Annotated in this window: 21 protein-coding genes; 10 read left to right on the plus strand and 11 right to left on the minus strand. The window is 43.5% G+C overall.

Features of this window, described 5'->3' with window-relative positions:
- Positions 1-3 precede the first annotated feature (3 nt).
- From JMW64_RS08920 to JMW64_RS08930, 3 genes are all read left to right on the plus strand, one after another.
- Positions 4-831, plus strand: coding sequence for an HAD hydrolase family protein (locus JMW64_RS08920; RefSeq protein WP_201554274.1), 828 nt, complete (start codon positions 4-6; stop codon positions 829-831).
- A gap of 63 nt (positions 832-894) precedes the next feature.
- Positions 895-2,091: a cysteine protease StiP domain-containing protein gene (locus JMW64_RS08925; protein ID WP_201554276.1), complete on the plus strand. Its 1,197-nt coding sequence runs from the start codon at positions 895-897 to the stop codon at positions 2,089-2,091.
- A 213-nt stretch (positions 2,092-2,304) separates the two neighbouring features.
- Entirely contained in the window at positions 2,305-3,369 is a 1,065-nt protein-coding gene (locus JMW64_RS08930; RefSeq protein WP_201554278.1) for an HpcH/HpaI aldolase/citrate lyase family protein, read from the plus strand.
- Between the two features lie 212 nt (positions 3,370-3,581).
- Here the strand turns inward: JMW64_RS08930 and JMW64_RS08935 are convergent, their stop codons facing one another.
- The gene (locus JMW64_RS08935; RefSeq protein WP_201554280.1) at positions 3,582-4,394 is read right to left on the minus strand and encodes an alpha/beta fold hydrolase; all 813 of its coding nucleotides are present in this window, start codon (positions 4,392-4,394) and stop codon (positions 3,582-3,584) included.
- Between the two features lie 472 nt (positions 4,395-4,866).
- On the opposite strand from JMW64_RS08935, the gene JMW64_RS08940 reads away from it, so the two are divergent.
- The gene (locus tag JMW64_RS08940) at positions 4,867-5,664 is read left to right on the plus strand and encodes an enoyl-CoA hydratase/isomerase family protein (protein ID WP_201554282.1); all 798 of its coding nucleotides are present in this window, start codon (positions 4,867-4,869) and stop codon (positions 5,662-5,664) included.
- Positions 5,665-5,791: 127 nt separating this feature from the next.
- Here the strand turns inward: JMW64_RS08940 and JMW64_RS08945 are convergent, their stop codons facing one another.
- The 3 genes from JMW64_RS08945 to acnB all read right to left on the minus strand — a co-directional run bounded on the left by JMW64_RS08945 (position 5,792) and on the right by acnB (position 9,675).
- Positions 5,792-6,235: a PACE efflux transporter gene (locus JMW64_RS08945; protein WP_201554283.1), complete on the minus strand. Its 444-nt coding sequence runs from the start codon at positions 6,233-6,235 to the stop codon at positions 5,792-5,794.
- A gap of 205 nt (positions 6,236-6,440) precedes the next feature.
- The gene (locus JMW64_RS08950; protein WP_201554284.1) at positions 6,441-6,869 is read right to left on the minus strand and encodes a DUF805 domain-containing protein; all 429 of its coding nucleotides are present in this window, start codon (positions 6,867-6,869) and stop codon (positions 6,441-6,443) included.
- 202 nt (positions 6,870-7,071) lie between these two features.
- The gene (gene acnB / locus JMW64_RS08955) at positions 7,072-9,675 is read right to left on the minus strand and encodes a bifunctional aconitate hydratase 2/2-methylisocitrate dehydratase (protein ID WP_201554285.1); all 2,604 of its coding nucleotides are present in this window, start codon (positions 9,673-9,675) and stop codon (positions 7,072-7,074) included.
- A 469-nt stretch (positions 9,676-10,144) separates the two neighbouring features.
- On the opposite strand from acnB, the gene JMW64_RS08960 reads away from it, so the two are divergent.
- On the plus strand, positions 10,145-10,555 hold the full coding sequence (locus tag JMW64_RS08960) for a carboxymuconolactone decarboxylase family protein (protein WP_227694242.1): 411 nt from the start codon (positions 10,145-10,147) through the stop codon (positions 10,553-10,555).
- A 174-nt stretch (positions 10,556-10,729) separates the two neighbouring features.
- Positions 10,730-11,773 (plus strand): lipoyl synthase, encoded by a 1,044-nt coding sequence (lipA, locus tag JMW64_RS08965; RefSeq protein WP_060491468.1) that lies wholly within the window; start codon positions 10,730-10,732, stop codon positions 11,771-11,773.
- Between the two features lie 127 nt (positions 11,774-11,900).
- Here the strand turns inward: lipA and JMW64_RS08970 are convergent, their stop codons facing one another.
- The 3 genes from JMW64_RS08970 to JMW64_RS08980 are packed head-to-tail and all read right to left on the minus strand — an operon-like array spanning position 11,901 to position 15,523.
- Entirely contained in the window at positions 11,901-13,991 is a 2,091-nt protein-coding gene (locus JMW64_RS08970) for a TRAP transporter permease (protein ID WP_201554287.1), read from the minus strand.
- The gene (locus tag JMW64_RS08975) at positions 13,963-14,523 is read right to left on the minus strand and encodes a DUF1850 domain-containing protein (RefSeq protein WP_227694152.1); all 561 of its coding nucleotides are present in this window, start codon (positions 14,521-14,523) and stop codon (positions 13,963-13,965) included. The genes JMW64_RS08970 and JMW64_RS08975 overlap by 29 nt, the downstream gene beginning before the upstream one ends.
- Positions 14,504-15,523 (minus strand): TAXI family TRAP transporter solute-binding subunit, encoded by a 1,020-nt coding sequence (locus JMW64_RS08980; protein WP_201554289.1) that lies wholly within the window; start codon positions 15,521-15,523, stop codon positions 14,504-14,506. Before JMW64_RS08980 ends, JMW64_RS08975 begins: the two co-directional genes overlap by 20 nt.
- 510 nt (positions 15,524-16,033) lie before the next feature.
- On the opposite strand from JMW64_RS08980, the gene mtnP reads away from it, so the two are divergent.
- Positions 16,034-16,939 (plus strand): S-methyl-5'-thioadenosine phosphorylase, encoded by a 906-nt coding sequence (mtnP, locus tag JMW64_RS08985; RefSeq protein WP_201554291.1) that lies wholly within the window; start codon positions 16,034-16,036, stop codon positions 16,937-16,939.
- A gap of 155 nt (positions 16,940-17,094) precedes the next feature.
- Here the strand turns inward: mtnP and JMW64_RS08990 are convergent, their stop codons facing one another.
- The 4 genes from JMW64_RS08990 to arsS are packed head-to-tail and all read right to left on the minus strand — an operon-like array spanning position 17,095 to position 20,362.
- On the minus strand, positions 17,095-17,718 hold the full coding sequence (locus JMW64_RS08990) for a TIGR04282 family arsenosugar biosynthesis glycosyltransferase (protein WP_201554292.1): 624 nt from the start codon (positions 17,716-17,718) through the stop codon (positions 17,095-17,097).
- A 34-nt stretch (positions 17,719-17,752) separates the two neighbouring features.
- On the minus strand, positions 17,753-18,472 hold the full coding sequence (locus tag JMW64_RS08995; protein WP_201554294.1) for a TIGR04283 family arsenosugar biosynthesis glycosyltransferase: 720 nt from the start codon (positions 18,470-18,472) through the stop codon (positions 17,753-17,755).
- 30 nt (positions 18,473-18,502) lie between these two features.
- On the minus strand, positions 18,503-19,351 hold the full coding sequence (locus JMW64_RS09000) for a DUF547 domain-containing protein (protein WP_201554296.1): 849 nt from the start codon (positions 19,349-19,351) through the stop codon (positions 18,503-18,505).
- Positions 19,352-19,363: 12 nt separating this feature from the next.
- Complete coding sequence (gene arsS / locus JMW64_RS09005; protein WP_201554298.1) at positions 19,364-20,362, minus strand: arsenosugar biosynthesis radical SAM (seleno)protein ArsS; 999 nt, start codon at positions 20,360-20,362, stop codon at positions 19,364-19,366.
- 534 nt (positions 20,363-20,896) lie between these two features.
- Between arsS and JMW64_RS09010 the strand changes: the two genes are divergently transcribed.
- The 3 genes from JMW64_RS09010 to dapD all read left to right on the plus strand — a co-directional run bounded on the left by JMW64_RS09010 (position 20,897) and on the right by dapD (position 24,675).
- Positions 20,897-22,630 (plus strand): amidohydrolase, encoded by a 1,734-nt coding sequence (locus JMW64_RS09010; protein WP_201554300.1) that lies wholly within the window; start codon positions 20,897-20,899, stop codon positions 22,628-22,630.
- A 135-nt stretch (positions 22,631-22,765) separates the two neighbouring features.
- Positions 22,766-23,722 (plus strand): alpha/beta fold hydrolase, encoded by a 957-nt coding sequence (locus JMW64_RS09015; protein WP_201554308.1) that lies wholly within the window; start codon positions 22,766-22,768, stop codon positions 23,720-23,722.
- A gap of 131 nt (positions 23,723-23,853) precedes the next feature.
- A complete protein-coding gene (dapD, locus tag JMW64_RS09020) occupies positions 23,854-24,675 on the plus strand; it encodes a 2,3,4,5-tetrahydropyridine-2,6-dicarboxylate N-succinyltransferase (protein ID WP_060491477.1) in 822 nt (273 codons plus the stop codon).
- Positions 24,676-24,861 lie beyond the last annotated feature (186 nt).

Genomic DNA, 24,861 nt, shown 5'->3' on the forward strand with positions numbered 1-24,861 from the left:
TTTATGACCAGCCCATTTTTTCAAGCCAATCCTGATATTCTCAAGCCTTACGCGCTAATGGATTTGGACGATACGCTCTTTCAAACTCAGCGTAAAATTGACGCATGGGACTTACCCACCACTGAAGCTGAAAACTTAGTTTGCGCAACCGTTAACAAACAAGGCGAGCCATTAAGTTTTATGAGTCAGCGCCAAGCCACGTTTTTTAACTGGCTACTTGCTAGCACTGATCTAATCGTAGTGACGGCACGTGACCGTAGTGAAATCCAGCGCGTAAAACTGCCTTTTGATAGCTGGCAAGTTTTGACTCATGGCGCGATTATTCTTGACAAAGACGGTGCGTTACAAGCCCAGTGGCAACAGCATATGTATAATAAGCTTGCGCCATTGCAACAAAAATTGCAGCAGCTGAGCCAGCTATTCGCAAATCACAGCAAAAATGACAGTAGCCAGCTGGTCTTTACACCGCATATCGATAGCTTTAGTGATGGCGCTGATAATAGAGAATTAACCATTTATCTGGCTATCAAACATGCGCAAAAAGACCATCAAGCATTAGTAGATCTCGCTGCAAAACTGCCAACGTTAATACGAGACTTTGAGCAGGATTTTTATGTGCACGTGAATGCGAATAATCTAGCGATATTGCCGCACGCAGTTCATAAGCGCCATGCGGTACAATTTCTGCTAGACCATCATTTAGACAGTCAACGACCAAGCTTTGGCTTTGGTGACAGTCTGGCTGATTTACCATTTTTACAGCTGCTTGACTGGTATGGTATGCCCAATCATGGTCAGTTACATGAACGACTTAGCTCTCAATCATTCTAAACACTTAATCCCTCCTAAATAAAAACAATAATCGCCGCCGTTTATAGAAGTAGAAATGATTTTATGACCCATCATATAACGAACCCTAATGTTCAAAAATTAGAAGCATATGGCTCAGGCAGCTATCTTGCCAGTGATGTGACCGTACTGCTCGATATAGTCGCTAAAAACGCGGTCGCCGATGTGCCAGTCAGTCAAAAAGAAGCACTTATTCAAAGTGGGCAACGTCATTATTCTGATATGTTGACCTTGGAGCAAGCGCCTACTGCTATGCATGAGCAGCTATACACGCAAGCATTAGAGCAAGGAGCTGAGAGGACTGCCACTGATATTGCTAATTTGGCTTATACGCTACATCATATTTTTCAAAAATCTCGAAATGAACATACCGTTAGTAATGAGCGCCCGCTAGTCTTAGTCAGCTTGGTGCGCGCAGGTTTGCCAGTTGGCGTTTTATTGCAGCGTGCGTTAGCAGACGTTAATAGCAGCTATGCTTTGCCGAGCGTGCATTATGGTATCAGCATCATTCGCGACCGCGGACTTGATCCAGTTGCGTTACAAATGCTATTGAATGCTTATCCAGACAGTCCTATCGTATTTGTTGACGGCTGGACAGGTAAAGGCGCGATTTATCAAGAGCTTGCTCATAGTTTAGAAAAATTTAGCGATCCTAACCATGCAAACTTTGCCAATATCTTTCATCAAGGCGCAGGTGTTATTCCCTTATTAACGCTGGCTGATCCAGCTGGCGTTGCTTGGCTTGCAGCTAGTATCGATGACTGGCTAATTCCGTCAGGGCTATTAAATAGTACGGTATCAGGACTGATTTCGCGAAGTTTATATACCGAGCCAGCATTGGGGCTACACCGCAGCGTGTTTTATGATAACTTAATTGAGGTCGACCATAGCTTAGCTTTCATCACTCATATCGATGCAGCGCGCCGTGCATTAGCCCCATCTTTGAAGTGCTTTCCGACGTTTCAGCAGCCGCGCTATCAGACAGCTGCTTTAATCGACAAGCTGGCAGCAGACTACGCTATCAGAAATCGTAACCGCATTAAGCCAACGATTGCAGAGGCAACACGGGCGATATTGCGCCGTGACCCTGAACGCATACTATTAGCCAGCGCTGATCATCCTGATACCATACTGCTAAGACATTTATGTACCCAGCGAAATATCATTGTTAGTGTATTAGGTGATAAAATACATCCCTATCAAGCCATCACGCTTATCAAGCAACGTAGCGAAGACCATTAATCATTGCTACACTCGCGGTTTTTATAAACCAGACCCGTCTCAAACTCAAAGCAGCGAAAGAAAAAGGTAAAACTACTCCTTCTTGTCGGCTAAACGAATTTGACATTACCAAACGTATTTTTGGGTTTGCGGTCATTGCTGCTAAGCCATACCACTTGATGATACTTCTTAGATTTTATAACCATTCACTTATCACTATTGATGATGCCAATTATGTCAGATATGCAAAACAACGAGTCTACTCTTTATCAAAACACCCAGTCTTACGCTCACCTCATTACTAAGCGTCATGCGATGCTCAAACCACATGCGCATCACCCGTATCAGTTGGGGGCTAGCCTATACATGCCAGCAACTCGCCAAGATATTTGGCAAGTCATTAAGCGTGATAAATTACCAACGATTAATAGTATTATCATCTGCCTAGAAGATGCCGTCAGCCATAGTGATGTTGAGCTGGCACTTCAGCGCTTGCAAACGTTGCTGCATACATGGGCGACGCATGTCGATAGCATCAATGACCCATCAAAACATGCCGACATTCAGATTGAACAACCAACACGCCCGCTGGTATTTATACGCCCGCGTCATCCAGCGATGTTAGAGCAGCTCTCAGGTTTTGCCCATATCGATTTGATTGATGGCTTTGTCATGCCGAAAGTCGACATGTATAGCCTATCCAATTGGCGTATGGCCTGCCAAAATCTGAGTACTGAGCAACTATTGATGCCGACGCTTGAAACCGCAGCCCTATTTAATCCACATCATAATCAGGAATTGGCCATCGGTTTTAAAGAAGCTTTTAGCCAGCCTGTATTTGCCTTGCGTATCGGTGGCAATGATTTATTTGCAGCATTGCGTTTGCGCCGTCCCAAAAACAGCATCGTTTATGATACTCCTATCGGCACCCTTGCCTATCAGCTGCTCGGCTGCTTTGTGCCGCATGGCTTTTATTTAACAGCTCCTGTCTTTGAATATTTGGATCAGCCAACGCTATTTATGCAAGAGCTAACCCGCGATGTTAGCTTAGGATTGGTCGGCAAAACGGTCATTCATCCAAGCCAAATTGCGCTGGTGCAACAAGCCTATTGCGTACCATTGAGCATTTTAGATGAGGCGCAAGCAATCTTGCATAGCGAGGCAAAAGCGGTGTTTAAATATAACAATACTATGCTAGAGCCTGCTACCCATCGCGCTTGGGCAACAGAAATCGTCAATCGTGCCGAGGCATGTGGCACCCTTGATGACGGTAATAATGACTATACGGCACGGTTATAAATAAGAATCTTAAGGTTAATAGGGCATGCCCTCAATCTGAACGAAAGCGCCTAAGTTTCAAATTAATATTTTAAATGTAACCTCTTACATGCGCTCAATAAAAAAGCCGTTATCACATTCAAGATAACGGCTTTTTTTAGCACAAAGATTTCATTACTCTATTATTATTAAAACAATGCCTTATTTAAGGCTATTTCAAGACCAACTCAAAACTAAACACAGTCCGCTAAAAAGGTGTTAACCACTCGATTGACCTGCTCAGGCTCTTCTACGGTTGCGGTATGACCAGCGCCCTTGATCACTGCCAATTTAGACCCTGCTATCGCAAAATGCATACGTTCAGCCTTTGAATAAGGGGTTGCTGTGTCCTCATCACCGACCACAATTAATGTCGGCACCGTAATACTCCCTAGCTGATCGTAGGTGCCTGCCCGCTCAATGACGCCCGTCGTTGCCTTAATGACTCCGCCTTTGCGATTGCCTTGTAGCATCGTTAACCACTGCTTACGATCAGACTTACGCAACTTATCTGTCAAAAAAGTATTGCCAAACATAATAGGCATGACCTTGTTACTCACGCGTTTGAGACCCAGCCAACGAATGGCTTTGACCAGCTTACGATACTGCGGCACGTTTTTGGGATCTTCAGGATCAGCAGAAGTCTCTAACAGGGTAAGCGACAGCAATAGCTCAGGGCGTTTGAGTGCGACACGCTGGGCGACAAACCCGCCCATCGATAACCCTAACAAATGGCACTTATGAATATCTAGTGCCTCTAATAATGCCAATGTATCCTCGGTTAAGGTTTCCATATCATAGCCAGACTTGGTTATTTCAGACTGACCTTGTCCTCGAAAATCAAACGTAATACAGCGATAACCGGCTTTAAAATACTCAACTTGCTTGTCAAATAGGTGTGTATTCCACAGCAGACCATGGGCAAATACCATGACGGGTTTTTGCTTATCGTTTGGCGCGCTGTCTTCATAATAAAGTTCAACATTATTGACATGAATAATTGGCATAACCACTTCCTTGTTGGTTTAATAAATAAAAAATCAGTCTTTTAAAACCTGCCTTCTAGAGCGTGTCTTCATTTTAAAAATGGTGAAAAAAATGAGATAAATTGCTGCCAAACAAGGAAAATAGCACAAATAATATCGAGATATTCATCAGCTATTTGACGCAGTTTGGCAAAATTTAGCCATTTTCAACCCATTTAGAGAATGCTCGATTGAATTGAGGACATGCCTTAGCATAATTCAACCTTTCTACAGATAGTAGCCTTATTTTTGAATGGTAGGTTTAATAATTTTAGTAATATGATAGCAGCAAAAAACACCATACCTGAATCATGTCTTAAGCGCGCACAGATCCTGCTTTTATAATAAGCTCAAACTGCTATAGTATTTGGCATTGCATTATTTGTCACATTTACTGCCAATAGCTAGTGTTACCAAAAACGTTTTATAGAAAACTCAATTAAGGATATCAACCATGTCACACCCTCTCGTCGAATATCAAGTAGAAAACCATATCGCAACCATCACGATGAACGATCCCAAAACACTGAATGCCTTTAGCACAGTGCTCAAAGATGCCATGATGAATGCACTGACGAACGCAGATGAAGATAAAGACGTCAGAGTCATCATCCTGCAAGGCGCAGGCAATAACTTTTCAAGTGGCGGGCATATCGGTGAGATGTTAGAAAACGGCATGGAAAGCGAGGCACTGTCGAATAAGCTAAACTTTATGGTTGGCGAAGTCGCTGAGATTAGCTTAAAGTTGCGTAATATTCATAAGCCTATTATCGCCAAATTAGAAGGTGCCGTCGCTGGTGCTGGCATGAACTTGGCACTGACTTGTGATTTTCGCGTAGCCGCTGACAATGCCAAATTCGTGCAAGCCTTTGTCAATATCGGTCTAATACCAGATGCTGGCGGCATTTATTTACTGAATCAATTGATCGGTGTGGCAAAAACCACTGAGATGGTCATGCTTGGCGATAAACTCAAAGCGGAAGATATGGCACGCTTAAACTTGGTGAATGAGGTCGTCAGTAGCGACGAGCTGGATGCTAGCGTATTGGCATTGGCAACGCGCCTGAGCAATCTGCCCGGAAAAGCATTGGCGTCAATGAAGCATATGATTAACACGCACGCTTATATGGGTCTCAATGAAGCGCTCGATATGGAAGTGGATCAACAGACCATGCTTGCTAAAACGGATGATTTTAAAGAAGGTATTACCGCCTTTATGGAAAAACGTAAGCCAGTTTATCAAGGTAAATAATAACCTGATCACACTCTGTTTTGCACTATCATCAAAAAGGCTGCCTAATGGCAGCCTTTTATTTTTGGGTCATACAGTATCAAGAAAATTCTGTATTAAGCATATCTTTAAGTAACACTTTTAACTCTTAAGAATCAGAGGCTGTCTTATAGTGATGCGGTAAGGTAAATATCTTGTCAAAACCCAAGGTAAAGATAAAGGTATAAACCAAGAAAAATAGCAGTAACGCCGCTTCCATCATAAAAGCTTTGATTAAGCCAACGTCATACCAAATCATATAAAGTGGTAAGCAAATCAATACCAATCCGCCTTCAAACCCTAATGCATGCGCACTGCGAATGAGTAAGGTACGCTTTGCCACATGCTTGCGACGTTCCCACGCTTCAAAAGCTGTATTGTATAAGAAGTTCCAAATCACTGCTGCCAATGACACCATCACAGCAACTGGTAAGGATTCTGCCGCGTCGCTACCGCTCAGCTTCATCAATACGAAAGTAGAAGAAATGATAGCGATAAGCTCGAAAATAGTCACATAGACGATACGACGTTTGAGTGGGGATAAAGTAATCAACCAAGACTCCAAAGCACCTGTAGTTAAACAGCAAAGTGCATATCAAAGTATCGGTCCGTCCCGAGATAGAAAAGAGAGGTAAAATGCAGAGCCACGGTTTCCGCCTGCCCCTATATTATACATAAGATAGCGTAGAAAATCAGCCAGTGCATTTATATAGAAGCGTAAACAGATTTATTAACCATTTAACCTGCCCTAAGCCAGCCTATTTTTCTGGTAGACCCCATTTATTGGTTTCAGGCTTGGTATCACTCGCTAAAAATACCAGTAATATAATAGAGCCTATCAGTGGTATCACACCTATCAGAAACCACCATCCTGAGCGGCTAGTGTCATGTAAGCGGCGGATAGTGACAGCAAGCCCAGGCAGGAATAAACCAAGCACCGCTACTAGATAAAATAAACATGTCTCTGAGCTGAATATTATTGCATCTAGCAGCATTGCAACGAGTATCACACCCATTTGTACTAGAAAAAAGTACCAATACTCTTTACGGCGAGCACGACCAGAAAAATTGACATAATTTCTGAGTCCTTTTTTGAACCAGTCAATCATGCCATAGTTTGCTTCAGCGTTGTGACTGCCCGTAGTCATATTTCTTGGTAATGGTGGCGGTGTCGCTTTATTAAGCATATCTTTATGTTCCCTAAACTCTACCACCAATGATTTCTAGAGGTAGAAGTTGCAATTTGAGTTTTTCAATTAGTGAGTCCGATTATAAGCACTCAATAAAAGTTTGCAAATAATTATTCATACTTTTTTATTTTATAACTAAAAAACCCCGCACCATGATGGTACGGGGTTTTCTTTAAAACGTTTCACTTAATTCTCAAGATTAGGTCAACTGAGCAACGTTAATTTTGTCGGCTTCTTCAGTATAAGAATCCATACGATCGAAGTTCATGTACTGATACACTTCCTCGCCCATGCTATCAAGCATACCAGCGTACTGCTGATATTCTTCGTTGGTTGGCAATTTACCAAGTACCGCTGCTACGGCTGCAAGCTCTGCAGAAGCTAGGTATACGTTAGCGCCTTGACCGAGACGGTTCGGGAAGTTACGAGTTGACGTCGATACCGCCGTAGATTTCGGTGCGATACGTGCTTGGTTACCCATACATAGTGAACAACCTGGCATCTCAGTACGAGCGCCGGCTTGAGCGTAGATGTTGTAGTAACCTTCTTCCATCAACTGACGCGCATCCATCTTAGTCGGCGGCGCAATCCATAGACGAGTTTTCAAACTACCTGCTGGTACGTCTTGTAGCAGTTTACCCGCAGCGCGGAAGTGACCGATGTTGGTCATACAAGAGCCAATGAATACTTCATCAATGGTATCGCCAGCGACATCAGCCAACGTTTTTGCATCGTCTGGATCGTTCGGGCAGCAAAGGATAGGCTCTTTGATAGTGCTCATATCGATAGTCATATCGATGGCGTATTCAGCATCAGCATCAGCGCGTAATAGGCTTGGGTTCGCTAACCATTCTTGCATCTGCTCGATACGACGGCTGATAGTACGCGCATCGCCATAGCCTTCTGAGATCATCCATTTAAGTAGTGTAATGTTTGAGTTTAAATACTCAGTCACCGACGCTTCAGACAAAGTGATGGTACAACCAGCAGCACTACGCTCAGCTGAGGCATCAGATAGCTCAAACGCTTGCTCAGCGGTCAAATCTTCTAGACCTTCGATCTCTAAGATACGACCATTAAACTCGTTGATTTTGCCTTTCTTATCAACGGTCAATAGACCTTCTTTAATCGCTTGATAAGGAATCGCATGGACTAAGTCACGCAACGTGATACCAGCCTGACGTTCGCCAACGAAACGGACACGGACAGACTCAGGCATATCAAGTGGCATAACACCTGTGGCTGCAGCAAATGCTACTAGACCAGAACCCGCTGGGAAAGAGATACCCATTGGGAAACGAGTATGCGAGTCACCACCAGTACCAACGGTATCTGGAAGTAGCATACGGTTCAACCATGAGTGAATGATACCATCACCTGGACGTAAGCTTACGCCGCCACGGTTCATGATAAAGTCAGGTAGTGTGTGCTGAGTTTCAACGTCAACTGGCTTTGGATAAGCGGCAGTGTGACAGAATGACTGCATGACTAAGTCTGCTTGGAAACCTAGGCAAGCCAAATCTTTTAGCTCATCACGAGTCATCGGACCAGTCGTATCCTGCGATCCTACAGTCGTCATTTTAGGCTCACAGTACATGCCCGGACGTACGCCCTCTAGACCACAAGCTTTACCGACCATTTTTTGCGCTAGGGTAAAACCTTTACCCGTATCAACTGGCTCTTCTGGCTTAGCAAAGATATCTGAATGTCCAAGACCCATGTACGCGCGGGCACGATTGGTCAAACCACGACCAACGATTAAAGGAATACGACCGCCAGCACGAACTTCGTCAAGCAAAGTAGGTGAGTTCAATTTGAACGTAGACAGCACTTCATCTGAATCATGCTTAGTGATTTTGCCTTCATACGGATAGATGTCAAACACATCACCCATGTTTAAGTTATCAACGGCTACTTTTTCGATTGGCAATGCGCCAGAATCTTCCATGGTGTTAAAGAAGATAGGAGCAATATTGTTACCAAGTACTAGACCGCCGCCACGTTTGTTTGGCACGTTAGGGATATCATCGCCCATGAGCCACAATACTGAGTTGGTCGCGGATTTACGGCTAGAGCCAGTACCAACAACATCGCCGACATAAGCTAGCGGATGGCCTTTTTCTTTTAACGCTTCGATTTGCTTCATTGGACCGACAATGCCCTCTTCGTCAGCAGTGATGCCGTCGCGAGAGTTTTTGTGCATAGCCAATGAATGCAATGGGATATCAGGGCGGCTCCACGCATCTTGCGCAGGCGACAAGTCATCGGTGTTGGTTTCGCCAGTCACTTTAAACGTCGTGTAAGTCGTCTTTTCTGGCACAGCATCACGGTTCAAAAACCATTCAGCGTCAGCCCAAGATTGCACCACTTCTTTAGCGATAGCATTGCCCGCTTCTGCTTTTTCAGTCACGTCATTGAACGCGTCAAACACCAGTAATGTCTTTTTCAACGCTTCAGCAGCATCTTGTGCCACTTCCGCGTCATCCAGTGCAGCAACCAATGGTTGAACGTTATAGCCACCTTGCATCGTGCCTAGGATTTGAACGGCTTTTTGCTTGCTAATAAGTGGTGAAGAGGTTTCACCCTTAAGGATCGCTGCTAAAAACGCCGCTTTAACGTAAGCCGCTTGGTCAACGCCAGCAGGAATACGGTTTTCTAGCAGGTTCATCAAGAACGCGTCTTCGCCTGCTGGTGGATTCTTCAGTAGTTCAACCAACTCTGCTACTTGTTTTTCATTCAGTGGTAGCGGAACCGTTCCTAGCTCAGCACGTTCTTCGACATGTTTACGATAAGCTTCTAACACAATAGTCGTCCTCGTCAGTTGGGAGTATTAGTACATTACGTGGGTAGTCAGCATGACCGCCTGCGTCTATATACTAGATGGAATAATTATTGGTGCAATCATAGCTTAAAACGCCCTAAATGTTAATGGCTCAGCCTTTAAAAGGCTCATAAAGCGGTTATAAAGGGCTCATATTGAACATTTATTATATAAATAGTACCATCAACAATATGATTGAGCAGCCTTGCACAATCGATATACAGCTTGTCATTTTAGTCAAGCACCGCTCGATTTATGAGTAAATACATACGCTGTGACTGCTAGACGCTTTGTAGGATATTATTTGATAAAATATTCTTTTGAAAATAGCATGTGGAAAGATAGCGCTTGAAAAAACAGCTTTTATTAACTATATATTAAATGAATAAACATTAAGGATAATGATATGGATAGTAGTGCAATGGAAAACAAAAATAGAGAAAACAGCGATATGGAAAACAGCCATATAAAGAGTAACGCTAATTATCAAAACGGTCTCAAAATTCGCACTGACGTGATGGGTGAAGCGCATGTCAAACGCTCACTCGATAGCGCGACTGGATTTACCCAACCATTACAAGACTGGATTATCGAACACGCTTGGGGCAGCACATGGCAAGATGACTCAGTACTGCCGCGCAAATACCGCTCATTAATCACCATTGCTTTTTTAATTGCGCAAAAAAGCCCAACTGAGCTAAAAGGACACATTCGAGGTGCCATCAATAATGGCGCAAGTGTCGCTGAAATTCGAGAAGTATTAATGCACAGCTTGCCTTATTGCGGGGCACCTGCCACCCAAGAAGCGTTTCGTGCTGCCATAGAAACCCTGAATGAGTTGGATATTGATATAGATATTTAAAACTATGGTTGCGAGACAAACCATAGTAGCCTTAATGATCCACCTCAAAATGATCAGTTAAACATTATTCATTGAAAATTAGCCCCTAAGTTTCTGCTATAATGTCCTCACTCACAACACATTCTAATAATTCCATAAACCCTTATACTATAAAGGGTTAAGAGATACTTTATTATGACAACTGCCGTACAAACACATGTGCCTGCTGCTAAGGTCAAACCTAAAAAAGCCATTCAAGGCGAAAAACTACGTGGCTATGATAAAGTTGCCCGTATCCCAATTAAAGTGATTCCGACCATCGAGGCAAAGAAAAAGCCAGATTGGATTCGGGTTAAAATGTCCTCGCCCGCTGAAGTAGCTCGTATCAAAGCCACCTTGCGTGAGCAAAAGCTCTATACCGTTTGTGAGGAAGCGGCCTGCCCTAACCTGCCGCAGTGCTTCGCTGATGGTACGGCTACCTTTATGATTATGGGTGATATCTGTACCCGTCGCTGCCCGTTCTGTGACGTCGGTCATGGTCGTCCGAATGAGCTAGATGCAGATGAGCCACGCCACACTGCCGAGACTATTTTAGGCTTGCAGCTTAAGTATGCGGTAATCACCTCTGTGGATCGTGACGATCTAAAAGATGGTGGCGCGGCGCATTTCGTCGAAGTGCTCAATGAATCTCGCGCACTTAGCCCGAATTGCCTCATTGAAATATTGGTACCAGATTTCCGTGGTCGTATGGAAGTAGCATTAGACTTGTTAACGGAAACACCGCCAGATGTCTTTAACCATAACATCGAAACCGTACCTCGTTTATATAAAGCCTTCCGTCCAGGTTCTGACTATCAGCATTCGTTAGATTTGCTCAAACTCTATAAAGAGCGTCGCCCTGATATCGCGACCAAGTGCGGTTTTATGGTTGGCCTTGGTGAAACTGAAGAAGAGATTTATGCATTGCTTGATGACCTAAAAGCACATAACGTGGATATGATTACGGTTGGTCAGTATCTGCAACCCAGTAAAAACCACGCGCCTGTCGATCGTTACGTCCATCCAGACGAGTTCCAGCGTTATATGGATTATGGTAAAAAAATTGGCTTCTTTAACATTTGGGCAGGCCCAATGGTACGCTCAAGCTACTTTGCCGATCGTCAATATTACGGCGAAGACTGCCCTGCACCGATTCGTAGCAAAAAAGCATTGGCAGCAGAAGGCAAACTTGGCTGCTAAGTGTCGGGGTTTAATGAGCTAATACTTAAAAATTAAGTTAAGCATGTAAAAAGGGTGAATAACATAAACTGTTATTCACCCTTTTTTATGACTCTAATGAATTATTAAAACCTTCAACCGCAACGCCTTAAATGGTTAAAGTTGGCGTTGGCTCGCCACTGTTTCTAGTATTAAGGATGGCGATAGCAATAACGATCACGCCACCCACTAGACCAGTCGTTATTCCAGGATAGATTAACAGCAAAGCTCCGATTGCCAAAATAACGCGTGTTACTGGGCTCATATCGCTTTTAAAATAACCCTCTAATGCTGCACTAAGTGCGAGAACACCCGTAATTGACGTCAATACTACCGTGATAATATCGATAATAGGTGGTAGCGGGAAGTCCTTAGCAGTTACTGCAAGCCCAGTAGGATCAATCATTAACATCGCTGGACTATAGATAAACATAAATGGCACGATGAATCCAGCCAAAGCTAGTTTCAGCGATAAAAATCCTGTCTTCATCGGATCGCCACCAGATATGCCCGCACCAGCAAAGGCGGCTAGACACACAGGCGGTGTAATATTGGCAAAAATACCAAAGTAAAAAACAAACATGTGCGCTGATAAAATTGGAATATCAAAACCAGCTAAGGCTGGTGCTGCCATCGTTGCTGTAATAATATAGGCAGGAATAGACGGCAGTCCCATGCCCAATACCATCGAGGCAAGCATGGTCAAAATGAGTGTGAAAAATAACGATCCTGCACCAAGTGTGACAATTGATGAGGTCATCACCGTTCCAAAGCTGGTTAGACTCACGACTCCGATGATAATACCGACGACTGCACAGGCAGCCATTACCGCGAGCGACTGGCGTGCGCCATCTTCTAATGCACCCAAAATATCAGAGAAACCCATCCTAGTTTCTTTACGCAGCATACTGACCACAACGGTAAAACCAATGGTATAAGCCGCTGCATAACCAACGGGCACGTTTCTGATTAATAAGAAAATTAAAAATACAATCGGTAGCAGCATATGACCGCGGGCTTTTAACACTTCTTTCACGGCTGGCAAGCTTTCTTTAGCGATACCTTTTAGATCGCGACGACCAGCGCGAAAATGCACCTGCGCAATGACGCCCAGATAATACAATATCGCTGGCAATAAGGCCGCCAACGCAATTGTGCTATACGGCAAGCCTGTTGTCTCCGCCATGATAAAGGCACTCGCGCCCATAATTGGCGGTAATATTTGCCCGCCAACAGAGGCACTTGCCTCAACGGCACCCGCAAAATCTTTGTGGTAACCAACCTTTTTCATGAGCGGAATGGTAAAGGCACCAGTACTGACTACGTTTGACAAAGCAGAGCCGTTAATACTACCCATAAAGCCACTAGAAATCACTGCTACTTTTGCCGGACCACCTTTTTTGTGACCCGCGATTGCCAATGCCAAATCATTAAACAGCTGCCCCATTCCCGAGCGCGCTAAGAATGCACCGAATAGAATAAATAAGAAGATAAAAGTGACCGATGCACCAATCGCAACAGAATATAAACCTTCAGTTTTTAGGAATAATTGACCAAAGATATCACCCATGTCATAAGGACGAGTCAGTAACCGGTCTGGCATAAAATCCAAATGGCTGACAAACGGATACGCCAAGAATATCCCTGCCAATATCGGTAAAATCCAACCTGTGATACGGCGACTACCTTCTAATACGCAGACCACCGTAATCAGCGAAAATATCACATCCATCTGATTGGCCATACCGCCACGTGAGGTCACGATATCTTGATATTCATATATCAGATAAGCCATGCCAGACAATGACAGAGCAAACCAAATCCAGTCATACCATGCAACGCGCTGACGGCTGCTTTTTTTACTTGCGGGGAAAATTAAGAAAATTAAGGCAAAACCAATGCCCACGTGTACAGAGCGCTGTAGCAGCGCTGGCATGGGATTAAAGGTGATATATAAATGAAACAGTGAATATAAAATGCAAAGTCCAGCGATAAAATACTTCACTGGTCCTTGAGTGATGTGCCTTGTGATGGATTCTCTATCATACTTTTCTAATATGGCTTTATTGTGGGCTTGCGCCTCGAGTTCAGCGTCGACCTGAGTATCAGCATCCGTGTTGGAATGTATAGGCAAGTCGTTATTGATATGGTTATCTGACATCGTTGTCACATTATTGTGATCCATCACTTGGGAGTTCATGACACAAATCCTTGTTAAATCTATCAATGAAACCATACGTTTTCGGCATGATCGTTACTTCAGAATAGTCTGGCACCCAGCGATGAATGAGCATCTGGTAGTTACCATAGTCAATCTCACCTTTGGTAAGCCGTGAGACCACCCAATTAAGCTGAGGCAATTTCTTATTGATTTGATAACCCAGATAGCCAGGTTTTTGTATGGGAGCAAGCGCTTCGGTTGAAGGTGTGCCCGCCCCAAAAGCTTCAAAATAAGTGGTGGTCAGCAGCAATTCAGCGTCTTCTGTACTGCTGCTGTCTATACGTTGGTATTGCTCTTCCCACCATTGTTTTTCTACAGAGTGTATCCAGCGCAGTTGAAAATTTGGCTCGACAAAGTAGCAAACTTTATCATTAGCACCATCGATGCCTGCGACACGCACTTCCACCACAGGCTGACGGACAAAGAGATGCCATAGCGTAAAACAAACCAGCGCGGCAATGCCTGCCACGCCAATTAATAACCCTAATCGCTTATTTAGCTGCTTGCTCATCATAGTACTTTTTAGCGCCAGGATGGATAGGTGCGACCATACCTTCACGAGCGGTTGCTAAGCTAATATCATTGGCCGCTTGGTGCGCTGTTTTTAGACCGTCTAAATTGTCAAATAACGCTTTGGTCAGCTTGTAACCATCTGCTTCAGACAACTCTGAGCTAACCAATAGAGCATTCATGATTGCTGCGGTTGGAATCGCGGCGTCATTGCCATAAGTGCCAGCAGGAATCTCAAAAGTCTTAAAGTAAGGCTTGGTTGCGATGATTTCTTTTAGCTTGTCTTGATTAATGGTAATCAACTGTAAGTCTAAACCCTGCTCTAGCTCCATCAATGAAGAGTTTGGCAGACCACTACTAAAGAAAGCTGCTTCAATTTTACCCGCTTTCATACCGTCCGCTGCTTCCGCAAAGCCTAAATAGTCGACGGTCACATCATCATATGTGATACCAAACCCTTCTAATAGCGTCCGAGCATTTACTTCTGTGCCAGAGCCTTGATCGCCCACAGCGATGCGCTTACCACGTAAGTCTTCAATATTTTTGATGCCAGATTTTTTGGTGGTGACAATTTGCACCACATTAGGATACAAGACTGCAATCTGTTGTATGTTGGTTATCGGCTTATCAAAGTTGTTTTTGCCTTCGACCGCGTCGGTGACTACATCACTGAGCGCCAACACCATGTCAACCTTTCCTTGGGTTAATAGGTTGACGTTTTCGACTGAAGCGCCAGTGGTTTGCGTTTTTGAGTTGACCCCAAAAGTTTTGACATAGACCTCTGATAATGAAGTGCCAATGATGTTATAAGGGCCAGATGCTCCGCCAGTGGCGATGGTAAGAAACTTGGTGTCAAGCTTGTCGTCGGCAGTGTCAGTAGCAGCGCTATCTGTTGCCGTACTGTCAGTACTTTCTGAACTTGGTGATGAGCATGCCGTCAGACCTAAAGTGGCGCTTAACATTGCTGATAAAAGTAACGGGGATTTTAGAGAGTTGAGCATTGAATTCATCCTTGAAATAATCGAGTTAATACACTTAACGACATCAATATATCAATAGTGATGCGTTACAGACCTGTAATAATATAGCAATTCTTGCTATAAATAAACTGCCATCCAGATTCCCTCTACACTCATACTTGATATGCGAAGCTATTTAAGTAAAGGAGCAGCAGTTCTTGTAATGAATCAATAGCCAAATATAGTTTTGCTATGCGGAACAATGTTTCATAATACAATTCATTTAACCAAAGTCTGTGTCTATTGTAAACCTTTATAATCATCTAAATATAAACGAGGTTATTTGACCAAAAAATACTGATATAAAATGACTAAATGGTCGTTCTTAATGCATTTTTATCATACTGTAGGATTGATTATATTTTATATATAAACCCTAAGCGGTTGTCTTGTAAGGCAGCTCACTTAAAGTAGATCCCGTCTAAATTTACAAATTCGTCACCACATATCTTGGCAACGTTATCTATTACTCTAAAAATATGGAAAACCTTTATGATAATATCTAGTGTAGAAAAGTCAGCGGCAGTATCAGTATCGGTATCCGCTGATATCGCCATCATTGGCGGTAGCGGTCTTTATCAGATGCAAGATTTAACCAATAAACGTAGTGTCAGCATATCGACGCCTTACGGTACGCCTTCTGATGATATTGTCTTAGGTGAATTAAATGGCGTGACGGTCGCCTTTCTAACTCGTCATGGTCAAGGTCACAAATTCACCCCTTCCGAAGTGCCTTATCGTGCCAATATTTATGCCCTCAAAACTTTGGGCGTACGTTACGTCATTTCGGTATCGGCAGTGGGCTCATTAAGAGAAGCGCTTAAGCCCTTAGATATGGTCATTCCCGATCAAATGATCGATATGACTAAGCATAGAAACAGCAGTTTCTTTGGGGAAGGTGCAGTGGCACACGTCGCGATGGCGGATCCTTTATGTCCTAAAGTCGCGGATATTCTAACGCGTGCTTATACTCAGGCGCAGATAGCTGAAGGTCAATGTCATGCAAAAGCCACGTATGTCTGTATCGAAGGGCCACAGTTTTCCACTCGTGCAGAGTCACACTGGTATCGCCAAATGAATGCTGACATCATCGGTATGACCAATATGCCAGAGGCTAAGCTTGCTCGTGAAGCGAGTATGGCTTACGCGACGCTAGCATTGGTCACAGATTTTGATAGTTGGCATCCTACCGAAGAGGATGTCAGCGCCGATTATGCCATAAGAAATCTAATGAAAAATGCTGAAAACGCTCAAGCAGTGATTAAGCAGGCGGTCGCCATACTCGCTGTAGAACAGCCCGACTCTATTGCCCATACGGCTTTAGCTCAAGCGTTAGTCACGCCAGTAAAGGCGATGAGTGAAGAGACTAAAACCAGACTTTCAGCACTATTACCTTAGCCATACGCATTTATGATTATCAAAAAGCCATCGAACTATAATCAACCTAATAGGGTCAACAAAATAGCTCGATGGCTTTTTCATACCTAAAAACTTCGAATGATAAGGCATTCTCAATTCTCAATTCTCAATTCTCAATTCTCAATTCTCAATTCTCAATAACCATTAAGCCAGCCATTTGGCAAGTAACACAAATCTTCAGGCTCATCAATATCAGGCAAAGGCGCTAACAACGCTACAGACCAGCTCAATTCTGCCAAGCGCTGTTGAGTAACCTTTGCTACGCTCACCGTACTCCATTCGATAGTGCTAAATAAGCGAGCAGCAACTTGCTTAAAGCCAAACAGTACATAACCACCATCAAAAGCGGGAATCATGACGCTATCTTGTGTTTCTAACTGCTGGGCAGCCTGTCGAATACGAATGGTTGTAAGACTCGGACAGTCCGTACCTATCAAAATAACGTGCTCGAAACGTGTTAACGCTTGCTGACTGGCGGTTAACATACGCAAACCCAAATCACCCTCTGCTTGTGCTGACCATTGCAGTGAGTCAGGCAAATTAAGCGCTTGCCAGCATGGATCAGTTGGCGCAGGACTGACACATAACTCAATCGTAAAGCCGGTAGCGACGGCTTGTTCTATACTATGCAATAGCAGTTTATGCGCCATTTGCGCGGCACCTTCAATACCAAGAGCTGGCTGCAAGCGCGTTTTTGCCATACCCTGTGCGGGGAACTTGGCGAAAAGAATAATGCAAGTTTGTTGGTTTTGATTCATGGTAAGAGTTTATTCTTTGTAAGAGCTTATTCTTTTATTTATAATAACGCGCTTTGATATTATCAGCTGATACGCCGCGCCAATAATCAAAACGTAAATGCCACATCAAAATAATCGTCCGCCAAGTGCCATGCTGTTGCCAGCGTCTTGCTGATGTGATGACTTTACTTTTTAAACAAGCAGGTTTAGCAATACCTTTTAACTGTTTGCAAAGCTCAATATCTTCCATCAACGCTTGGTTAGGATAGCCACCAATTTGCTCAAATAAAAACTGGCTAATAAAAATGGCTTGGTCACCTATCGCGATTCCGCTCAACCGTGAGCGCCAATTAATCATTTGACTGACCAATCGCAGTGTCGGTTGACGACTGGCTATTTGCACATCAAAACGTCCCCACTCTGCCCGTTTCATCGCTTTAGAAACGCTCTCGATAGCATTCATTGGCAATTGCGTATCGGCATGCAAAAAAAGTAATACCTCACCAGTTGCTAACGCTGCACCTGTATTCATTTGCAGCGCGCGCCCTGCTTTAGACTCAGTCATTTGCCAATCAATTTTACGATCATTATCAGGCATTACCTTATTAATAAAACTTTGGATTATGGCAATAGAATTATCTGTTGAACCACCATCGACCAATATTACTTGCTGCGGGTTTGGATTTAGCTTGTTGATATTATCAAACAATAAAGGCAAATTATCTGCCTCATTGAGCACTGGAATAATGATAGAAACCGTCGCCATAGCCGTCATAGTTAGCAGTACTCTTACTTGTTGTTACCATTATTTATTATTAAGGCTCCAATTATAATCGGTATAACCAATCTTCACTTTTCCTGCTTTTAGCTCAGCCGTTTGCGACTTACTAAGCCCTAAAGACGAGCTGTAACGAGCCAAAAACCCTTCTAAATCATTAGTGCCGCGCCAGTTGGTTTCAAAGTCTTCTTTATACCATTTAAAAATTGGCGAGACCTCTAACGTATTACCTTTGAGACGGTTTCGACTGCTATCCGCGAGGAATTTACTCGTCACTTGCTCTAATTGTTTATCTAATTTACGCCCTGTAAAAGCATCATTTAATAGCGCAGGACAGCCGATGCTCGCACAATTTACGGCAAAGTGAATACGTGGTTCGTTATAGCGTTTAGAGCCACGGATTAGATTGTGCTCGATGTCATCAAGCGAACGCTTCTTGCCTAATAGCGTGACAAAATCCTGTTTCCATGGCGAACCAAATATTCCACCAATATCTTTAATCGACTTGATGTTAGGATACTTGGTCAAGACTAGCTCTACCGTTCCAGCATTATAGACGTTGATCAAAAATGCCAATTGCTCGTCTTTACTCCAGCCGTTAAATTCCGACTGGCTAACCTTACTAGTCGCCGCCATATAGCTGTCAAGCTTGCTCTTATCCGCTTTCATACCATTATAATTGACGACAGATGCTTTGCCACCATTGGTCATAGTGACGTTTTTATCAAGTAAGCTATCCCAAGTGCTGTGATTAAAATCCGCATAACTTGCCATACTGGCTAACAGGATAGAGGTGGTCACTGCCGCTTTGATTAATAAACCACTGCTTAAAAAAAGGCTTTTACTATTAAGTCTTGTACTATTAAATACTGACATGATTGACTCCGGTTAAATCGAGGATATTTCTTCTATCGCCTGCTCTGTTATCTCTCCCTCTAGCGCACCACCGCAGCTACTTCCCTGCCCTGCCGTACAGCCATAGCAGTGATCTGCAATGGCAATATCATCGCCAGCAGGATTTTGCGTTAACAAATCGCTTAGATGCCGACGGGACTTGTTGGGCACTGGAATCTCTAATTGTTGGTTAAAGTCACAATCAAACAACTCTCCTAACCAATTAACACTGATGGTCGATCGGCACATGACTTCGGTTAAATTGGCAGCCACGTAATTGGCTTTGAGCAAATCCATATAGGGATGGAATTGGTTTTTAGCCAATAGCACCGCACCAAAACGCTGAATGGGCATATTGATCAAGGCAAATAACTGATGAAATTCGATATCAAAATGCGCTTTTAACTCGCGCTTATAATCTGCTTCAAGTTGCTGTTGATTGGGCGGCAGCGTCGCACCTTGCGGGTTATAGACAAGGTTCAGCGTGAGCTCTGACCCTTTCTTGCCGTAGCCAAGCGCATTGAGCTTATGCAACCCCAATATACTGTCATCAAATGCGCCCTTGCCGCGCTGCTTATCGACATTTTCTAATGAATAACAGGGCATTGAAGCCACCACTTCGACCGCATTGTCTGCCAAAAACTGTGCCATGTCCTCAAAGCCTTCTTCCATCAGGATAGTCAGATTACAGCGATCAATTACTTTTACACCCAAGGCACGTGCGGCTGTGACCAAATACTTAAAGTCTTCGTGCATCTCAGGCGCACCGCCCGTTAAATCAAGCGTCTCAATATTTTTTGCTTGCAAGACTTCTAGAATCAACTCAACAAGCTCACGCGACATCATCTCTGTGCGGTAAGGACTGGCAGCCACATGACAATGCACACAAGACATATTGCATAAGTAACCCATATTGACCTGTAGCGTGGTTAACTCACGACGTTTGATCGCTGGGAAATCCGTGTGCTCGAGTAATTCGATAGTTGATTTCATAATGGTATAAAACCCCGTTGGTAGCACCTCTAAAGCAAAAAGGATGACGCAAAAATAAAAGGTTAAAAAAGAAAAATTCACACGCAAGCAATTGCTTCTTATGACTATTTCATAAAATTATCATCTCATTTCCAGTCTTATCACTTTGTGTTTTATCTAATTAATCATACCTGATTGTGAAACAGTATTGACAACTAATATCGTGATTTTCACCTTTTATGCCAAATGAGCATGACGTCTCGTAGGATGTCATACAGCACTTGTCAATTTGGCTTTTAAGATATTATATTCAGCAGCTTTATAGATCGACCTTCTCATCCAATTGGCAATACCACAGTTGTCAGTGCAAAACTCTTAAATAGCATTGACCGCACAAGGCTTTATCGCTAAATTGGTTGCAACATTCCTATCTTTTAAAACAACAGTCACTGATAAAATATGAATACTTTTAGAATATAGAAAGCCCACCACGTACCAATGCTTATGACACACGGATGTAAGCATCAAATCACCTTTAAGGATAACGTAATGAATATGAGCACATTACTAAAACCAACTGTACTGAGCATTGGATTAATGAGTGTCATAGGTTGCACTACCATGCAGACCGCGCCCAAGGATATGAGCAACTCAGCAACTGTCTATTACAATGGCAACATCATCACGATGGAGGGCGATCAGCCGCAAATGGCTGAAGCCTTAGTCACCCAAGCGGGCAAGATTGCCTATGTGGGCAATTTACAAGAGGCGCAATCGAAATATAAAAATGCCGCGCAGATTAATCTACAAGATAAAACCTTATTACCCAGCTTTATCGATCCGCACAGTCATTTTGATATGGTGTCGAACACCATGGGTCAGATCAATCTCAACCCGCCGCCCATCGGTCAAGTCGATAGTATTCCTAAAATGATGCAAACGCTAAAAGAGTATAAAATAGACAATAACATTGCTGATGGCGACTGGATCTTTGGTTGGGGTTATGATGAAACTCAGCTCGCCGAGGGGCGTCATCCGACCAAAAGCGAGATTGATAAAGTACTGCCAAACAATCCAGTGTATTTACAACACACGAGTGGTCACATGGGCGTCGCAAACAGCAAGGCGCTGGCCATGATGAACATCACTGCTGACAGTAAAAATCCAGCGGGCGGTAATATTGCTCGAATTAAAGGCTCTAATGAACCAAACGGTCTCGTACAAGAAACGGCGATGTATCCGTTCGTGCGCAATATGCTAGAAGTGTTAGCGCCGAATCAAGGCAAATTCTTTGAGCAGACGCAAGAGTATTATGCAAAGAATGGCATAACGACGGCACACAATGGCTCAACGGCTCGAAACACTATTCAGTTTTTTCAAAAACAAGCCGATGCAGACAAACTTAAAATTGACTTGGTCGCACTGGCAGGAGTGAGTGACTTAGATGAGAATTTAGCTGATAAAAACTTCGTATGGAAAACCTATCAAAACGGCTTTAAAGTACAGGGTACCAAAATCGTTGCAGATGGCTCGCCACAAGGCAAGACCGCCTATTTTAGCCAACCTTATCTCACGCCAGTTCCAGATTGTGAAAAGGACTGCCGCGGTCTACCAAGTGTCAACCAAGATGAGCTGAACGAGACGTTTGTCAAAGCCTATGCTCGCGACAATCAGCTCTTTATCCATAATAATGGTGATGGCGCAACCGATATGCTCATCAAGGCACACGAGTATGCGGTCAAAAAGACTGGTCAAGCAGCTGATAAAGATCGCCGTACTGTGCCCATTCATGCTCAATTTGCCCGACCTGATCAGCTAGCCGCATTCAAAAAATACAATATGGTGCCGTCCTTCTTTACCAACCATACTTACTTTTGGGGAGATGTACACGTTAAAAACTTAGGTAAAAAACGTGCCGCCTTTTCAAGCCCGATTGCCACTGCTGATAGAATGGGACTTAAATATACCAATCACTCTGATGACACAGTGACACCTGTTGACCCGCTATTTACAGTCTGGTCAGCAGTCAATCGCACTTCGCGCTCAGGTAAAATCATTGGTAAAAATGAGCGAGCGACGCCGTATCAAGCGTTAAAAGCCATTACCAGCAATGCCGCTTATGAGTATTTTGAAGAGGACAGCAAAGGCACCTTGACGCCAGGGAAACTAGCTGATTTGGTTATCTTAGATGCCAACCCATTAACCATAGAGGCAAGCAAGCTCAAAGACATCAAAGTCATCACAACCATTAAAGAAGGTCAAACGATTTACCAACGTCCAGTACAATAGTTCATGGTAAGCGCCGTATAATAAGCCAAATTTTAGCAGGCGATTTCAAATTATCATGCCTGCTATTCATTAAGATGATGAACCATTAAAGCCATTTATTAAAAACATTCATTAAAACTGTTTAAGGAATCCTATATGAGTACCAACACCGATACAGGTAGCGACCACATTCTCTCCTCCGATAATATTCATTACTTGCATCATAATTTTTTTGAACCAAGCCATGAAAACACAGCGGTAAAAGCCACGTTACTAATTGTTCACGGTATGGCAGAGCATAGCGGACGTTACGCAGACTTCGCTCAGTTTTTAGCGGATAATGGTATCGCAGTGGCAACTTATGACCATTTGGGACATGGAAAAACCGTCAAAACATCAGCAGATTTAGGTTTTTTTGGTGAAGAACATCCAGTACAGTCCCTGCTAAAAGACGTCATTGTCATGGCAGATAGCTTAAAAAACCGCCATCCTGACGTGCCGCACTTTGTAATGGGTCACTCTATGGGCTCGTTTATTGTGCGTAATGTCCTAAAGCACCATGCACACAATTTTACAGGTGCTATTTTGATGGGTACAGCAGATGCCAACCCCTTGACTAAAGTGCTACTGCCAGTCAATAAAGTACTGGCAAAAGTAGCACCTAAAAAACCAAATGCAATGTTTGCCAAGGTGATGAATAAAGTCTTGAATAGTAAGCTTGAAGATCGCATCTCTTCATCAGAATTTGCATGGTTAACTGAAAATCCTGCCGCCATTGAAGCCTATGAAGCAGATCCCTTAACGGGCTTTGATTTCACCAATAATGGCTTTATGACACTATTCTTTCTGATGGAAACTGGCTTAAACAAAGGCTGGGCAATGACTATCCCAAAAAACTTCCCGATGCTATTTATCAGCGGCGAAGATGATCCTATCGGAGATATGGGCAACGGCATCCGTAAAATTGTCACGCGCTTAAACAAGCAAAATTTCAGTCAAGTAGATATCCAACTCTACCCAAATATGCGTCATGAGCCTTTGCATGAAAAAGACCACCAAACAGTCTATGAAGATATCTTAGAATGGATAGAAAGCCATAGCTCAGACAATTAACAGCAGCGGTTAACTCGTTTGCTAAAAGTCGCCAAATTAGCGACAATACGGTAAGCAAGTTTTTACGCCAAGTCGTGCGAGTTATTTAACGATAATATATGCTTTACCTTCCACTAACTTTAGGAACCTTTATGTCATTACAACAAACCATCGAACAAGCCTTTGAAAAACGCAACGAATACAGCCCAAGCACGATGCCACAGGACGTGCGTGATGCTATTAATCAAGTGCTTGAGCAATTAGATAACGGCACATTGCGCGTTGCAGAAAAAAAGGATGGCGAATGGGTCGTCAATCAATGGGCAAAAAAAGCCGTCTTGCTCTCTTTTCGCTTAAACGACAACTATGTTCAGGCAGCGGGCGAACATGTGCAATTTTATGACAAAGTTCCGACTAAGTTTGCCAACTGGACCGAAGCGCAGTTCAAAGAATCAGGCGTACGTGTTGTACCACCCGCTGTTGCTCGTAAAGGCTCGTTCATCGCAGCAGGTGCGGTATTGATGCCATCGTATGTCAACATCGGCGCGTATGTCGATCAAGGCGCGATGGTAGATACGTGGGCGACCGTGGGTTCATGTGCCCAAATTGGTAAAAATGTGCATTTATCAGGTGGCGTTGGTATCGGCGGCGTATTAGAGCCATTACAAGCGAATCCAACTATCATCGAAGACAATTGCTTCATCGGTGCGCGTTCTGAAATCGTTGAAGGCGTAATCGTCGAAGAAGGTGCTGTTATCTCGATGGGTGTATTTATTGGTCAATCAACGCGCATTTATGATCGCGAAACGGGTGAGATTCATCGTGGCCGTGTACCAGCAGGCTCTGTTGTTGTACCGGGTAGCTTGCCATCAGAAGATGGTACGCATAGCTTATATGCTGCTATCATCGTCAAAAAAGTCGATGCACAAACCCGCGCTAAAACATCAGTCAATGAGTTATTACGTTTAGCTTAGTATTTTTGATACTTAGAGTTTCGTACCCAAACCGTACGGACAGCGACAGATCCTCTTTATTAAAGACGCTGAAGAAAACTTCAGCGTCTTTTTTGCAGCTTAATAGAGGGTGGTGCGTTATAATCCCTTTTTTTGGTTTGGCTTTATCCAAACGCAAAACGCCCATACCAGAACTTGCCTTTTTAT

Source organism: Psychrobacter immobilis (genome assembly GCF_904846065.1).
In the GTDB taxonomy this organism is placed as follows: domain Bacteria; phylum Pseudomonadota; class Gammaproteobacteria; order Pseudomonadales; family Moraxellaceae; genus Psychrobacter; species Psychrobacter immobilis_H.

Excerpts from the sequence above, each read along its gene's own strand:
- JMW64_RS09010 (WP_201554300.1), top strand. The coding sequence starts at position 20,897 with ATGAGCACATTACTAAAACCAACTGTACTGAGCATTGGATTAATGAGT.
- JMW64_RS08970 (WP_201554287.1), bottom strand. The coding sequence starts at position 13,991 with ATGAACTCCCAAGTGATGGATCACAATAATGTGACAACGATGTCAGAT.
- JMW64_RS08930 (WP_201554278.1), top strand. The coding sequence starts at position 2,305 with ATGTCAGATATGCAAAACAACGAGTCTACTCTTTATCAAAACACCCAG.
- JMW64_RS08940 (WP_201554282.1), top strand. The coding sequence starts at position 4,867 with ATGTCACACCCTCTCGTCGAATATCAAGTAGAAAACCATATCGCAACC.
- JMW64_RS08980 (WP_201554289.1), bottom strand. The coding sequence starts at position 15,523 with ATGCTCAACTCTCTAAAATCCCCGTTACTTTTATCAGCAATGTTAAGC.
- JMW64_RS09000 (WP_201554296.1), bottom strand. The coding sequence starts at position 19,351 with ATGTCAGTATTTAATAGTACAAGACTTAATAGTAAAAGCCTTTTTTTA.
- JMW64_RS08990 (WP_201554292.1), bottom strand. The coding sequence starts at position 17,718 with ATGAATCAAAACCAACAAACTTGCATTATTCTTTTCGCCAAGTTCCCC.
- JMW64_RS08935 (WP_201554280.1), bottom strand. The coding sequence starts at position 4,394 with ATGCCAATTATTCATGTCAATAATGTTGAACTTTATTATGAAGACAGC.
- JMW64_RS08950 (WP_201554284.1), bottom strand. The coding sequence starts at position 6,869 with ATGCTTAATAAAGCGACACCGCCACCATTACCAAGAAATATGACTACG.
- JMW64_RS08995 (WP_201554294.1), bottom strand. The coding sequence starts at position 18,472 with ATGACGGCTATGGCGACGGTTTCTATCATTATTCCAGTGCTCAATGAG.
- lipA (WP_060491468.1), top strand. The coding sequence starts at position 10,730 with ATGACAACTGCCGTACAAACACATGTGCCTGCTGCTAAGGTCAAACCT.
- JMW64_RS08960 (WP_227694242.1), top strand. The coding sequence starts at position 10,145 with ATGGAAAACAGCCATATAAAGAGTAACGCTAATTATCAAAACGGTCTC.
- arsS (WP_201554298.1), bottom strand. The coding sequence starts at position 20,362 with ATGAAATCAACTATCGAATTACTCGAGCACACGGATTTCCCAGCGATC.
- JMW64_RS08920 (WP_201554274.1), top strand. The coding sequence starts at position 4 with ATGACCAGCCCATTTTTTCAAGCCAATCCTGATATTCTCAAGCCTTAC.
- JMW64_RS08925 (WP_201554276.1), top strand. The coding sequence starts at position 895 with ATGACCCATCATATAACGAACCCTAATGTTCAAAAATTAGAAGCATAT.
- JMW64_RS08975 (WP_227694152.1), bottom strand. The coding sequence starts at position 14,523 with ATGAGCAAGCAGCTAAATAAGCGATTAGGGTTATTAATTGGCGTGGCA.
- dapD (WP_060491477.1), top strand. The coding sequence starts at position 23,854 with ATGTCATTACAACAAACCATCGAACAAGCCTTTGAAAAACGCAACGAA.
- mtnP (WP_201554291.1), top strand. The coding sequence starts at position 16,034 with ATGATAATATCTAGTGTAGAAAAGTCAGCGGCAGTATCAGTATCGGTA.
- JMW64_RS09015 (WP_201554308.1), top strand. The coding sequence starts at position 22,766 with ATGAGTACCAACACCGATACAGGTAGCGACCACATTCTCTCCTCCGAT.